We start from the raw sequence: 13,220 nt of genomic DNA, 5'->3' as shown, positions 1-13,220 counted from the left end.
ACTCCCCGATGATCCGCACCGCGCCTCCTCGTCCGTCCGCCCGTGTCCGCCGAGGACGGTTCGCCGCCATGGCGGCCGTTCCGCTCGTCGTCCTCGTGCTGAGCGGATGCACGGGTGGTTCCGACCAGCCGTCGCCGACGGCGAGTGGCGCGGCGGGTGACTGCAAGGCTCCGGCGTCCGGGGAGCTCTCCGATGGCGTCGACGTCACGGGCGAGGTCGAGAGCAAGCCCGAGGTCGTCTTCGACACCCCGCTCGAGGTCACGTCGACCCAACGCACCACCCTGGTCGAGGGCAGCGGCGAGGTCGCCGGGCAGGGCGCGGTGGCCAACGTCCGCATCGCGGTCTACGACGCGACCACCGGGGCCGAGGTCACCTCGGCCGGTTTCGACGAGGGTCAGCAGCCCACGCAGCTCACGGTGAGCACCGACTACTACGTGCCGGGCATCGTCGACGCCATCGCCTGCGTGCCCTCGGGCAGTCGCACGGTGACCGTCGCCTCGGCGGCCGACATGACGACCGCGACCGCGGGGGAGCAGGCGGCCGCACCCACGCCCGTGGTCATCGTCGCGGACGTCGTCTCGATCGTGCCGACCAAGGCGACGGGTGAGGCCCAGCCCCCGAAGGACGGTTTCCCGACGGTCGAGCTCGCCGACGACGGTCGGCCCACCGTGACGATCCCGCCCGGCACCGAACCGCCGTCCGACCTGCAGATCGAGGTCCTGAAGAAGGGCGACGGCCCCGTCGTCCCCGACCCCGCGAACGTCACCGTCCAGTACCAGGGCGTGAACTGGACCACCGGCGAGGTCTTCGACCAGAGTTGGGGCAAGGGCACGCCGACACCGTTCTCGACCGACCAGGTCGTGCCCGGGTTCGCCGAGGCCATGATCGGTCAGACGGTCGGCTCGCAGGTCGTGGTGATCATCCCGCCCGCCGAGGGCTACGGCGAGGCCGGTCAACCGTCGGCCGGCATCGGGGGCACCGACACGCTCGTCTTCGTCATCGACATCCTCTCCGTCGCCTAGCCCCCGGTCCGCCCGACCACGGCTCGCCTCACGGCGGTGGGCGGCCCCGACGACGCTCGCCCTAGGCTGATCCCATGCGTCGCATCACGATCCTCGGCTCCACCGGTTCGATCGGGGTCCAGGCCCTCGACGTCGTCCGGGCCCATCCCGACCTCTTCGAGGTCGTCGGCCTCTCCGCCGGTTCCGACCGTGAGGGCGTGGCCGCGCAGGCCGCCGAGTTCGGGGTCGAGCACACGGCGCTCGGCACCGACGAGTCGGTGCAGCTCGTCCGCGACGTCCGGGCCGACGTCGTCCTGAACGGCATCACGGGCTCGGTCGGCCTCGCGCCGACCCTCGCCGCCCTCGACTCGGGGGCGTCGCTCGCCCTGGCCAACAAGGAGAGCCTGATCGTCGGAGGCGACCTCGTGACGAAGCGCGCCGCCCCCGGCCAGATCGTGCCGGTCGACTCCGAGCACTCGGCGATCGCGCAGGCGCTGCGGTCGGGCTCCGACCGCGAGGTGCGTCGGCTCGTCCTGACGGCGTCGGGCGGGCCGTTCCGCGGTCGGACACGGGAATCGCTGGCCGACGTCACCCCGCGCGAAGCGCTCGCGCACCCCACCTGGGACATGGGCCTGGTGGTGACGACGAACTCGTCGACCCTCGTCAACAAGGGGCTCGAGGTGATCGAGGCGCACCTGCTCTTCGACGTCGACTACGACCACATCGACGTCACGGTGCACCCGCAGTCGATCGTCCACTCGATGGTCGAGTTCGTCGACGGCTCGACCATCGCCCAGGCCTCGCCTCCCGACATGCGCCTCCCGATCTCGCTCGGGCTCGCCTGGCCGGACCGCGTCGAGGGCGTGGGGGTCCCGCTCGACTGGACCCGCGCCTCCACCTGGACGTTCGAGCCCCTCGACGAACAGGCCTTCCCGGCCGTGCGACTCGCCAAGCAGGTCGGGCGCGCGGGGGGGACGTACCCGGCCGTCTTCAACGCGGCCAACGAGCAGGCCGTCCTGGCGTTCCACGCGGGACGCGTCGGGTACCTCGACATCCTCGACGTGGTCGAGGCCGTCGTCGACCGGCACACCGCGGGCGAGAGCAGCCTCGAGGGCGTGCTCGAGGCCGAACGCTGGGCCCGTGCCGAGGCGGACGCACTGCTGGCCCGCTGAGCCCGCCGCGCTCCTGGCCCGCTGAGCCCGACGCGCTGCCGGCCCGCTGAGCGCCCGCGATGCCGGCCCACTGAGCCCGCCGCCCCAGTTCGGGGCTCCCAGCGTCGTCATGGCCCCGGCGCGGTGGACGTCCGGGCACGGGCGGCTACCCTTGCCCGGTGCAGACGATCCTCCTCTTCGTGCTCGGCGTCCTGGTCATGGTCGTCGGGCTGGCCGTGTCGATCGCCCTGCACGAGGTGGGCCACCTCGTGCCGGCGAAGAAGTTCGGCGTGAAGGTCGGCCAGTACATGATCGGCTTCGGGCCGACCGTCTTCTCGCGCAAGAAGGGCGAGACCGAGTACGGCGTCAAGGCCCTGCCGCTCGGCGGCTACATCTCGATGTCGGGCATGTTCCCCCCGGGAAGGACCGGGGGAGGCGCGCGCCAGTCGAGCACCGGCTTCTTCAACACCCTCGTGCAGGACGCCCGGACGGCCAGCGCCGAGACCGTCGACGAGGGCGACGAGTCGCGCACCTTCTACCGCCTGCCCGTGTACAAGCGCGTCATCATCATGCTCGGCGGCCCGTTCATGAACCTGCTCATCGCGATCGCCCTGTTCGCCGTGCTGCTCTGCGGCTTCGGCGTCCAGCAGGCGAGCACGACGGTCGGCAGCGTCAGCACCTGCGTCCTGCCCGCCGGCTCCACCGAGACGAGCTGCCCCTCGGACGCGCCCGAGGCCCCAGCCTACGCCGCGGGCATGCTGAACGGCGACCGCATCGTGTCGATCGACGGGACGACCGTGACCGACGGCGACCAGATCACGGGCATCCTGCAGCGTTCTCCCGGCGACACCCTCGACGTCGTGGTCGACCGCGACGGCACCGAGCGCACGCTCCAGGTGACTCCGGCCCTGTCCGAGCGCTACGTGACGACGTCGAGCGGGGCCGTGGCGACGAACCCCGACGGCAGCTCGCAGACGCAGGAGGTCGGTTTCGTCGGCATCGGGTTCGCCTACGAGAAGGTGCGCGAGCCCGTGACGGCCGTGCTGCCGGCGGTCGGCGACAACATCTCGCACGTCGTCGGTGTCATCGTCACCCTGCCGCAGCGACTGGTCGGGGTGGCCCAGGCCGCCTTCGGCGGGGCCGAGCGCGACCCGAACGGACCGGTCAGCGTCGTCGGCGTCGGTCGCATGGCGGGCGAGATCGCCAGCCTCGACACGATCCCGGTGGTCGACCGCATCAGCACCCTCGTCGGGCTGCTCGCGAGCCTCAACGTCGCCCTCTTCGTGTTCAACCTGGTGCCGCTGATGCCGCTCGACGGCGGTCACGTGGCCGGGGCCCTGATCGAGGCGATCCGCCGCGGCTTCGCCAAGCTCCTCCGCAGGCCCGACCCGGGCCCGGTCGACACGGCCAAGGCCATCCCCGTGACCTTCGCCATCGTGATCCTGCTCGGCGGCATGACCGTCCTGCTCACCTACGCCGACATCGTGAACCCGATCGACATCTTCGGCTGACGTCCGGTCGCGAGCGACCCGTGACGCACCGGTCACGCGTCCGTCACTCGGCGTCCAGCGCCGAGGTTTACGATGACTCCGTGCCAGCAGTCAATCTCGGAATGCCGAAGGTCCCCGAAGTCCTCGCCCCGCGCCGCAAGACGCGGCAGATCAAGGTCGGCAAGGTGCTCGTGGGTGGCGACGCCCCCGTCAGCGTGCAGTCGATGACCACGACTCCGACCCCCAACATCAACGCCACCCTGCAGCAGATCGCCGAGCTCACGGCCAGCGGCTGCGACATCGTGCGCGTCGCCGTGCCGAGCCGTGACGACGCCGAGGCCCTTCCGATCATCGCGAAGAAGAGCCAGATCCCGGTCATCGCCGACATCCACTTCCAGCCCAACTACGTCTACCAGGCGATCGACGCCGGGTGCGCGGCGGTCCGGGTCAACCCCGGCAACATCCGCAAGTTCGACGACCAGGTCGGCAAGATCGCCGCCGCGGCGAAGGCCGCCGGCGTCTCGATCCGCATCGGCGTCAACGCCGGCTCGCTCGAGCCCAGCATCCTACAGAAGTACGGCAAGGCCACCCCCGAGGCGCTCGTCGAGTCCGCCGTGTGGGAGGCCTCGCTCTTCGAGGAGCACGACTTCCACGACTTCAAGATCTCGGTCAAGCACAACGACCCGATCGTCATGGTCAAGGCGTACCGCCAACTCGCCGAACGCGGCGACTGGCCCCTGCACCTCGGCGTGACCGAGGCCGGGCCCGAGTTCCAGGGCACGATCAAGTCGGCCACGGCCTTCGGCATCCTGCTGAGCGAGGGCATCGGCGACACCATCCGCGTCAGCCTCAGCGCCCCGCCCGCCCAAGAGGTCAAGGTCGGCCTGCAGATCCTGCAGTCGCTCAACCTGCGCGAGCGCAAGCTCGAGATCGTCAGCTGCCCGAGCTGCGGTCGCGCCCAGGTCGACGTCTACAAGCTGGCCAACGACGTCACCGACGGCCTCGAGGGCATGACCGTCCCGCTGCGCGTCGCCGTCATGGGCTGTGTCGTCAACGGTCCCGGCGAGGCCCGCGAGGCCGACCTCGGCGTCGCCTCGGGCAACGGCAAGGGTCAGATCTTCGTCAAGGGCGAGGTCATCAAGACCGTTCCCGAGTCCGAGATCGTCCAGACCCTCATCGACGAGGCGAACCGTCTCGCTGCCGAGATGCCCCCCGGCGAGCTGGGCTCGCCCGAGGTCGTCACCGTCTGACCGGGTCCACCCCGGGGGCGACGCGACCCCCGTCAGGAGGCGCGGTGCGAGATCTCTCGCACCGCGCCTCCTTCGTGTGGTCGCGTCCGCGGCCGGGCCGACGGGGCCGTGTGTCGTCGTGTGACGCCCCGATGTGACGCGCCCCGGGGCGTCCGCCAGCATGGACGACGCACCGTGACGGCCCCGGCCCACCCCCGAGCGGTGCTCCCGCAGCGCCCCGAGAGGAACCCATGACCAGCAGCGCCCCCCTGATCGACGCCCCCAAGAAGGGCCCCGGTCGTCTGATCGCCGTCATCGTCGCGGTCGTCGTCGTGTTCGCCGCCGTCGGCATCGCGATCGGAGTCACCCGCGGCGGTGGCGACGACGAGACCGTCCGCATCGGCGTCGTGGGCGCGAGCGACCCGTACTGGGCCGACTTCGTGCAGGCCGCGGCCGACGAGGGCATCACGGTCGACCTCGTGGACTACTCGGACTACGAGCAGCCCAACCCCGCCCTCGCCGACGGCGAGATCGACCTGAACCAGTTCCAGCACATCGTCTACCTCGCGCAGTACGACGTGGCATCCGGCAACGACATCGTGCCGATCGGTTCGACGGCGATCTACCCCCTGCCCCTGTACTCGTCGAAGTACACCGAGCTGAGCGACTTCCAGGAGGGTGACACCATCGCGATCCCCGACGACTCGAGCAACCTGGCCCGCGCCCTGCTCGTCCTGCAGTCGAACGGCCTGGTCTCGCTGAAGGACGGCGGGACGATCTTCTCGGGCGTCAACGACGTCGACGAGTCGAAGTCGAAGGTGAAGGTCGCGACGGTGAGCGCCGACCTCGCCGCCACGTCACTGCCCGACTACGCCGGTGCGATCATCAACAACGACTTCGCGACGAAGGCCGGTCTGTCGACCGACGACGTCATCGCCCAGGACGACCCCAACGACCCCTCGTCGGTGCCCTACGCCAACGTCTTCGCCGCCCGGGCGGAAGACAAGGACGACGCCACCTACCAGAAGCTCGTCCAGATCTACCAGGACACCAAGGCCGTCACCGACGGCGTCGTCGACAACTCGGGTGGAACGGCGATCATCACGAAGATCCCCGCGAGCGACCTCGAGAAGTCGCTGACCGAGACCGAGAAGCTCGTCGAACAGAACGGCTGACCCACCAGGTCGCCACCCCGGCCCGGACCGCGCGCAGCATCCGCTCGCGGTCCGGGCCTCCGCCCGTGCCGAGGAGAACGCGTGCCCGCCATCACCCTGACCGACGTCGTCAAGACGTACCCGCCCCGAGAGAAGGGCGCCGCACCGCTGACCGCGGTCGACGGCGTCAGCCTCGAGATCGAAGAGGGCGAGATCTTCGGCATCATCGGCTACTCGGGCGCGGGGAAGAGCACCCTCGTCCGCCTCGTCAACGCCCTCGAGCCCACGACGAGCGGGAGCATCCGCGTCGACGGCCGCGAGATCACCGGCCTCCGTGAGCGCGAACTGCGCTCGGTCCGGGCCGGCATCGGCATGATCTTCCAGCAGTTCAACCTGTTCTCGTCGAAGACGGTCTGGGGCAACGTCGAGTTCCCGCTCAAGGCGGCGGGGGTACCCAAGGACGAGCACCAGCGGCGGATCAGCGACCTGCTGCACTTCGTCGGCCTCGGTGACAAGGCCCACGCGCGGCCGGACCAGCTCTCGGGCGGTCAGAAGCAACGCGTCGGCATCGCCCGCGCGCTCGCGACGAACCCCCGCATCCTGCTCGCCGACGAGGCGACGAGCGCCCTCGACCCCGAGACGACCAGCGAGGTGCTCGCCCTGCTCAAACGCGTCAACGCCGAGCTCGGCATCACCATCGTCGTGATCACCCACGAGATGGACGTCATCAAGTCGATCGCCGACCGGGTGGCCGTGATGGACTCCGGTCGCGTCGTCGAGACCGGCCCCACCTTCGAGGTGTTCTCCGACCCGAAGCAGGCGTCGACCAAACGGTTCGTCTCGACGGTCATCGCGGGCACGCCGCACGGTGACGAACTCGATGCGCTGCGGGCCCGCCACCCCGGCGTCCTGGTGTCGGTGCGCATCGCCGAGGGTGGCGTCGACCAGCGCGACGTCTTCGCGCTGCTCGCGCGGCACGGCCTGTCGTTCGAGATCGTCTTCGGCGGCGTGAACGACATCCAGGGACGCACGTTCGGCACCCTGACCCTCGCCGTGACCGGCGACGACGCGGCCGTCCGAGCGGCCGTCTCCGACCTGGGCGACGACGCGACCGAGTTGCCCACCTCGCCGACGACGTCGGTCCGACCCACGGAAGGACGCTGATGGACTCCCTGATCGAACTGCAGCCGATGCTGTGGCAGGCGGCCGTCGAGACCGTCTACATCGTCGCCCTGACCCTCCTCTTCGGCGGCATCGGCGGACTTCTGCTCGGCCTCGCGCTGTACCTGACGCGGGGCGGAGCCCTCTTCGCGAACCGCGTCGTCTACGGCGTGCTGAACGTGGTCGTCAACGTGTTCCGACCGATCCCGTTCATCATCTTCCTGGCCGCGGCCCAGCCGTTGGCGAGGTTCGTCATCGGGTCGGGCAGCGGCAACCCGGCCATCATCTTCACCCTGTCGCTCGCCGCGTCGTTCGCCATCTCGCGCATCGTGGAACAGAACCTGCTCACCGTGCAGCCGGGCGTCATCGAGGCCGCACGGGCGGCGGGGGCCGGCCCGGCCCGCATCATCGGGACGGTGCTGCTGCCGGAGGCGCTCGGACCGCTCGTCCTCGGCTACACGTTCATCTTCGTCGCGCTGGTCGACATGTCGGCGGTGGCCGGCTACATCGGCGGCGGCGGGCTCGGCAACTTCGCCCTGCTCTACGGCTACCGGCAGTTCGACCCGGTCGTGACCTGGGCCGCGGTGCTGCTGATCATCGTGCTGGTGCAGCTCGTCCAGTTCCTGGGCAACTGGCTGGCGAGGCGCGCGCTGCGGCGATGAGGTGCGGTGTCCGGGGGCACGGGAGCTGTCGGGGGACTGGTTTACAGTGGGGCGCGTGACCGACACCGCCACCGCCAGCCAGACCCCGCCGCCGGCTCCGGCCCCCGTGACGCCTGCCGAGCTCGAGCGGGCTCGGCAGATCGTCGGGGCGGTGTCGCAGGCGTTCGGTCGCAAGGTCGTGGGTCAGACCGCACTCCGCGACACCCTGCTCGTCGCCCTCATCACCGGCGGGCACGTCCTGCTCGAGAGCGTCCCGGGGTTGGCCAAGACGACCGCGGCCCAGACCATCGCGCAGTCGATCGACGCGAGCTTCCGTCGCATCCAGTGCACGCCCGACCTTCTGCCGAGCGACATCACGGGCACCCAGATCTACGACGCCCAGAAATCGACCTTCGTCACCCAGCTCGGGCCGGTCCACTCGAACTTCGTCCTGCTCGACGAGATCAACCGCTCGAGCGCCAAGACCCAGAGCGCCATGCTCGAGGCGATGCAAGAGCGCCAGACGACCATCGGGGGGACGGTCTACCGACTGCCGTCGCCCTTCCTCGTCCTGGCCACCCAGAACCCGATCGAGCAAGAGGGCACCTACCAACTGCCCGAGGCGCAGCTCGACCGCTTCCTGTTGAAAGAGATCCTCGACTACCCGACCCCCGCCGAAGAGGCCGAGATCATCCGGCGCATCGAGAGCGGCGTCTACGACGAGGCCGCCGCACCGTCCACGGGCGTCGGCCTGGCCGACGTCGTCTACCTGCAAGACCTGGCCAAGCGCGTCTACGTCGACGCGTCGATCGTCAACTACATCGTGCAGCTCATCTACGTCACGCGGCATCCGCAGCAGTACATCCCGGCGACCCTCGCCGACTACGTCGAGTTCGGGGCCAGCCCCCGGGCCAGCATCGCCTTCATGCAGGCGGCCCGTGCCCTCGCCCTGCTGCACGGGCGCGACTACGTCATCCCCGAAGACGTCAAGCACCTGCGACACTCCGTGCTGCGACACCGCATGATCCTCAACTACGAGGCCACGGCCGACGAGGTCGCGCCCGAGACGATCATCGACGCCGTGTTCGGCGCCGTCCAGACCCCCTGACGCCGGTGGCCAGCCTGTTGCTGCGCGTCCGGACGAAGATGGGGCTGTTCGCCCACCGACGCACGATCGACCTGCTCGAGGGCGGCTACGCCTCGGTGCACCACGGGCGCAGCCACGACTTCGACGACCTCCGGGCCTACGTCCCGGGCGACGAGGTGAAAGACATCGACTGGAAGGCCACGGCCCGTCACGGCGAGCCCCTGGTCAAGCGGTACATCGCGAGCCGCCGGCAGAACCTCGTCCTCGTGATGGACACCGGTCGCAACATGGCCGCGACGGCCACGAGTGGCGAAAGCAAGAAAGACATCGCCCTGATGGCGGCCGGCGCCCTCGCCTACATCGCCGCCAAGCACGGTGACGTCGTGTCACTGGTGGCGGGCGATTCGTCGGGTACCCGCGCGCACCCGGCGGGCGCGACCGAAGCCCACCTCGAGACCCTCCTGCGGCAGGTCGACCGACGCGTCGACCTCGACGCCCCGACGAGCGACCTCGCGGCCGTGCTCGAGTGGGTCGCGCGGGGCATCCGGCGGCGCTCCATGCTGCTCGTGGTCACCGACGACGTCGCGATCGACGATCGCATCACGCGGTTGCTCCGGCGTCTTCGCGCGCAGCACGAGGTCGTCTGGCTCACGATCGGCGACGCCGACCTGATGACGCGCGCGGGCCGGGCGGGCGAGGTCTTCGACGTCCGCGAGATGGCCGGACTGCCGGCGTACCTGCGCGAGAACGCGCAACTCCGCCGAGAGTTCGACGACTCCTCCCTGCGGCGCGTCGGCGACACCGAGCGCGAGCTCCTGGCCCTCGGCATCAGCAGCCAACGGCTCGGCAGCCAGGCCGAGGTCGTTCCCGGGCTGTTCACCCTGATCGAGAAGCACCGTCGTGTCGGGCGCTGACGACTTCTTCGGGCCCTACCAGTACCCGCTCTGGGTGCTCTGGCTGGTGCTCGGCCTGGTCGGGCTGGCGCTCGTGGCCGCCTGGTACGTCTTCGTGATCCGTTTCTCGGCCCGCCGCCTCCCTCCGGCCCAGCGGGCTGCCCGCGCGGCCTCCCGACCGGTCGCCCTCGCCGACACCAAGGCGAAGTACCTCGCCCTGATCGACGAGGTCGAGACGGCCGCGTCCTCGGGGCGGCTGAACGACCGTGGCGTGCACTCCCGGCTCAGCCTGCTCCTGCGGTTCTTCGCGCACGAGACGAACGGGGTCGACACCCACGTGATGACCCTCGCCGACCTCCGCGAGTCGAACCTGCCCCGGCTCGTCGGGGCGGTCGAGCAGTACTACCCGCCGGCCTTCCGGCTCGAAGCGCCCGGCGACCCGGCCCGTGCCGTCGCCACCGCGAGGGACCTGGTGTCGTCATGGGGCTGATCTTCTGGTGGGTGCCGTTGGTCGCACTGGCGGTCGTGGCGGTCGCGGCATGGCTCTACGTGCGGTGGAGGCGCCACGACAGAGCGCGCCTCCGTCGCCTCGGCGTCCCGGTCGCGCACGGCGAGCGGCTGACCGCGCTGCCCGCGTACCAGCGCGTCGTCCGGCGCTACCGTGCCGCCCTCGCGGTCGTGCTCGTCGCCATGGTGGCGCTGACCGGCATCAGCGTCCTGCTCGCGGCCCGGGTCTCGAGCACCGACGTCGTCGAGCCCCAGTCGTACAAGCGCGACATCATGCTCTGCCTCGACGTGTCGGGTTCGATGACCGAGGTCGACTCGCAGATCGTCGACACGTTCTCGACCCTCTCGCAGGGGCTCGACGGCGAACGCGTCGGGCTGTACCTCTTCGACAGCTCGGCCGTGCAGGCGTTCCCGCTCACCGACGACTACGACTTCGTGCGCACGCAACTCGAGCAGTACCGCGACTCGTTCGACACCATGGGCGAGAACGGGACCCGCTACTGGACGGGCACCGACCTCGGTGACGGTGCGTCGCTGATCGGCGACGGTCTGGCGTCGTGCGTCCTCGGGTTCGGCGACGACGACAGCACGCGGCCCAAGTCGGTCGTGCTCGCCACCGACAACTACGTCAACGGCAAGGCCCTGCTCACGCTCACCGAGGCGGCCGACCTGGCGACCGAGCGCGACGTCCGCGTGTACGCGGTGAACCCCGCCGACCACGCCACGGACGCCGTGGCCGACCAGGTCGCCGCCGAACTGCGCACCGCGGCCGAGTCGACCGACGGTGGCTACTACGCCCTCGACGACTCGACGACGGTGCCGCAGATCGTCGACGAGATCGACGCCCGCGAGGCGGGGCTCTTCACCGGTGCCCGACGGCTCGTGGTGACCGACCACCCGCAGGCCCTGGCGATCGCCGCCCTGCTCGTCGCGATGGGCGGGCTCGTCTTGCTCTGGCGGGTGCGCCTGTGATCGCCCGGGCGCTGGTGTTCCAGCCCGTTCTGCCCTGGTGGCTCCTCGCCGTGGCCGCCGTCGCCCTGCTCGGGTTCACAGGCTGGCGCGTGGTGGCCGAGCGGGGCCGACGACGGGCCCTTCTCACCTGGGTGCGACGTCTGGTCGTCGTCGCCCTGCTCCTCGTCGTCGCCGTGCGGCCGAGCCTGCCGGGCGGGTCGGCGCAGGCGTCGGTCGCCCAGCTCAACGTCTTCTTCGTGGTCGACACGACGTCGAGCATCGCGGCGGAGGACTGGGGCGACGGTCGGCGTCGACTCGACGGGGTGCGGGCCGACATCGCCGAGGTCACCTCGCAGCTGGCGGGAGCCCGGTTCTCGCTGCTGTCCTTCGACAGCACCGCCGTCCTGCGGACGCCGCTGACCGACGACGCCTCCGCCGTGGTCGCCGCGGCGGACGCCATGAACCAAGAGGTGACCTACTACTCGAGCGGCAGTTCCGTCAGCGAGGCGAACGACCTGCTGGCCGAGCGGCTGTCCGAGGCCCGGCAGAGTGCGCCCGAACGGGCCAACGTCGTCTACTACCTCGGCGACGGCGAGCAGACCAGCGGCACCGAACCCGAGAGCTTCGCGGCATCCGCCGGCGACGTCGACGGCGGTGCCGTCTTCGGCTACGGCACCGAGCAAGGAGGCAAGATGCGCGTCTTCGACGGCTACGGCGACGAGTACTCGTCGAAGGAGTACATCCAGGACCGCACACAGCCCGGCGATCCCGATGCCGTCTCGACGATCGACGAGGACGCCCTGCGGCGCATCGCCGATCAGCTCGGCGTGCCGTACGTGCACCGCACGGCCGACACATCCGTCGACGCTGCGGTCGCGGACGCTCGCGACGGTGCCGTCGCCTCCGACGAGGGGCGGGCCGACAGCCTGATCGACCTCTACTGGATCGCCGCGATCCCCTTGTTCCTCTTGCTGCTCCTCGACGTCGCACTCGTGGCGAGGGCACTGGGCGAGGTCCGTCCACCACGGCCCGTCCGCGCCGGACGCGGTCGAGGACGCGGTGCGCCGTCGGGACTCGACGCCTCGCGACCCGAGAGGGGAGTCCGCTCGTGACCGACACCCTCGTCCCCCCGCCCGTCGACGAGATCCGCCGCGCCCACGAGGCCGAGGCCGGGCCCGACGTCGAGCAGTACCGGAGACGCCTCCGGCGTCGGCTGCTGCTCTGGTCGGCCCCGGTCGTCCTCGTGGTGCTGCTCGTGGCCCTGAAGCTGCTCAGCCTGCCCGCCTTCGCCGCCCTGACGCAGTGGTCGTACGGCGACAGGGAGTTCGAGCGCAGCGCCTCCTGGTCCGAACCCCTCGGCGTCGCCAACGTGGTCGAGCCCTGGGTGCACCACTTCGACCGGGGGACCGCCTACGCCCAGATCGGCGTGCTCGACGTCGCGCGTCAGGAGTTCGTCACGGCACTCGACCTCGCGCCCGACGACGCCACGATCTCGTGCGTCATCCGGGTCAACCTGGTGCTCACGATCGAGGCCCAGGGCGATGCCGCCCTGCTCGAACTGCGCTACGCCGACGCCGAGGCGCTGTACGAACTCGGGGCGAAGACCGTCGACGAGGCTCCCGAGGGGTGCTTCCAGCCGCCGGAGGACCCCCGGCAGCCCGACACCTCCCAGCCGCTCGACGACGCCCAGCAGCGCCTCGACGAGAAGGGGCAGCAGGCCCAGGGGGGCGAGGGCGACGAGCAGCAGCCCGGAGGGGACGACGGCAGCGATCCCGGCGCCGGGGGAGACGAGCCCGGCGAGGGCGAGGGGCAGGCCGAGTCCGACGACCCGCTCGACCAGCTGCAGCAGCAGGGCGAACAGAGCCAGCAGCAGCAACAGCAGGACACCGACCGCGACCGCTACTACGAGCAGAACCCGGGTGACTACGACGGCAAGCCGTGGTGACCCGGGCACG

13 protein-coding genes are annotated in these 13,220 nt (G+C 70.7%); all 13 read left to right on the top strand.

Going from position 1 to position 13,220, the window contains the following annotated elements; all coding sequences use genetic code 11:
• The first annotated feature begins 8 nt into the window (after positions 1-8).
• The 13 genes from ACVJ1F_RS02335 (at position 9) to ACVJ1F_RS02275 (ending at position 13,210) form a co-directional block, all read left to right on the top strand.
• A complete protein-coding gene (locus ACVJ1F_RS02335) occupies positions 9-1,022 on the top strand; it encodes an FKBP-type peptidyl-prolyl cis-trans isomerase (RefSeq protein ID WP_456884428.1) in 1,014 nt (337 codons plus the stop codon).
• Positions 1,023-1,096: 74 nt separating this feature from the next.
• The gene (gene dxr / locus ACVJ1F_RS02330; protein ID WP_056045850.1) at positions 1,097-2,173 is read left to right on the top strand and encodes a 1-deoxy-D-xylulose-5-phosphate reductoisomerase; all 1,077 of its coding nucleotides are present in this window, start codon (positions 1,097-1,099) and stop codon (positions 2,171-2,173) included.
• Positions 2,174-2,331: 158 nt separating this feature from the next.
• Entirely contained in the window at positions 2,332-3,663 is a 1,332-nt protein-coding gene (locus ACVJ1F_RS02325) for a M50 family metallopeptidase (protein WP_199736192.1), read from the top strand.
• Positions 3,664-3,743: 80 nt separating this feature from the next.
• Entirely contained in the window at positions 3,744-4,892 is a 1,149-nt protein-coding gene (gene ispG / locus ACVJ1F_RS02320) for a flavodoxin-dependent (E)-4-hydroxy-3-methylbut-2-enyl-diphosphate synthase (protein ID WP_171007237.1), read from the top strand.
• A 230-nt stretch (positions 4,893-5,122) separates the two neighbouring features.
• Positions 5,123-6,046: a MetQ/NlpA family ABC transporter substrate-binding protein gene (locus ACVJ1F_RS02315; RefSeq protein WP_456884426.1), complete on the top strand. Its 924-nt coding sequence runs from the start codon at positions 5,123-5,125 to the stop codon at positions 6,044-6,046.
• Between the two features lie 81 nt (positions 6,047-6,127).
• Positions 6,128-7,189: a methionine ABC transporter ATP-binding protein gene (locus ACVJ1F_RS02310; RefSeq protein WP_456884424.1), complete on the top strand. Its 1,062-nt coding sequence runs from the start codon at positions 6,128-6,130 to the stop codon at positions 7,187-7,189.
• A complete protein-coding gene (locus ACVJ1F_RS02305) occupies positions 7,189-7,848 on the top strand; it encodes a methionine ABC transporter permease (protein ID WP_056045843.1) in 660 nt (219 codons plus the stop codon). The genes ACVJ1F_RS02310 and ACVJ1F_RS02305 overlap by 1 nt, the downstream gene beginning before the upstream one ends.
• A 55-nt stretch (positions 7,849-7,903) precedes the next feature.
• On the top strand, positions 7,904-8,935 hold the full coding sequence (locus ACVJ1F_RS02300) for an AAA family ATPase (RefSeq protein ID WP_371740323.1): 1,032 nt from the start codon (positions 7,904-7,906) through the stop codon (positions 8,933-8,935).
• A gap of 5 nt (positions 8,936-8,940) precedes the next feature.
• A complete protein-coding gene (locus ACVJ1F_RS02295; RefSeq protein ID WP_456884422.1) occupies positions 8,941-9,828 on the top strand; it encodes a DUF58 domain-containing protein in 888 nt (295 codons plus the stop codon).
• The gene (locus ACVJ1F_RS02290) at positions 9,815-10,297 is read left to right on the top strand and encodes a hypothetical protein (protein ID WP_123570222.1); all 483 of its coding nucleotides are present in this window, start codon (positions 9,815-9,817) and stop codon (positions 10,295-10,297) included. The genes ACVJ1F_RS02295 and ACVJ1F_RS02290 overlap by 14 nt, the downstream gene beginning before the upstream one ends.
• Positions 10,288-11,286 (top strand): vWA domain-containing protein, encoded by a 999-nt coding sequence (locus tag ACVJ1F_RS02285; RefSeq protein WP_456884420.1) that lies wholly within the window; start codon positions 10,288-10,290, stop codon positions 11,284-11,286. Before ACVJ1F_RS02290 ends, ACVJ1F_RS02285 begins: the two co-directional genes overlap by 10 nt.
• Positions 11,283-12,377, top strand: a complete 1,095-nt coding sequence (locus ACVJ1F_RS02280) for a VWA domain-containing protein (protein ID WP_456884418.1) — start codon at positions 11,283-11,285, stop codon at positions 12,375-12,377. Before ACVJ1F_RS02285 ends, ACVJ1F_RS02280 begins: the two co-directional genes overlap by 4 nt.
• Positions 12,374-13,210 carry a hypothetical protein gene (locus ACVJ1F_RS02275; protein ID WP_056045829.1) on the top strand — a complete coding sequence of 279 codons (837 nt, stop codon included), beginning with the start codon at positions 12,374-12,376 and terminating at the stop codon, positions 13,208-13,210. Before ACVJ1F_RS02280 ends, ACVJ1F_RS02275 begins: the two co-directional genes overlap by 4 nt.
• Positions 13,211-13,220 lie beyond the last annotated feature (10 nt).

Source organism: Frigoribacterium sp. 2355 (genome assembly GCF_054060695.1).
The sequence above is the reverse complement of the archived record's forward strand: the minus strand, read 5'-3'. Positions and strand labels throughout refer to the sequence as shown.

Coding starts and splice junctions, on each gene's coding strand:
- dxr (WP_056045850.1), top strand. CDS start 1,097: ATGCGTCGCATCACGATCCTCGGCTCCACCGGTTCGATCGGGGTCCAG.
- ACVJ1F_RS02335 (WP_456884428.1), top strand. CDS start 9: ATGATCCGCACCGCGCCTCCTCGTCCGTCCGCCCGTGTCCGCCGAGGA.
- ACVJ1F_RS02305 (WP_056045843.1), top strand. CDS start 7,189: ATGGACTCCCTGATCGAACTGCAGCCGATGCTGTGGCAGGCGGCCGTC.
- ACVJ1F_RS02315 (WP_456884426.1), top strand. CDS start 5,123: ATGACCAGCAGCGCCCCCCTGATCGACGCCCCCAAGAAGGGCCCCGGT.
- ACVJ1F_RS02285 (WP_456884420.1), top strand. CDS start 10,288: ATGGGGCTGATCTTCTGGTGGGTGCCGTTGGTCGCACTGGCGGTCGTG.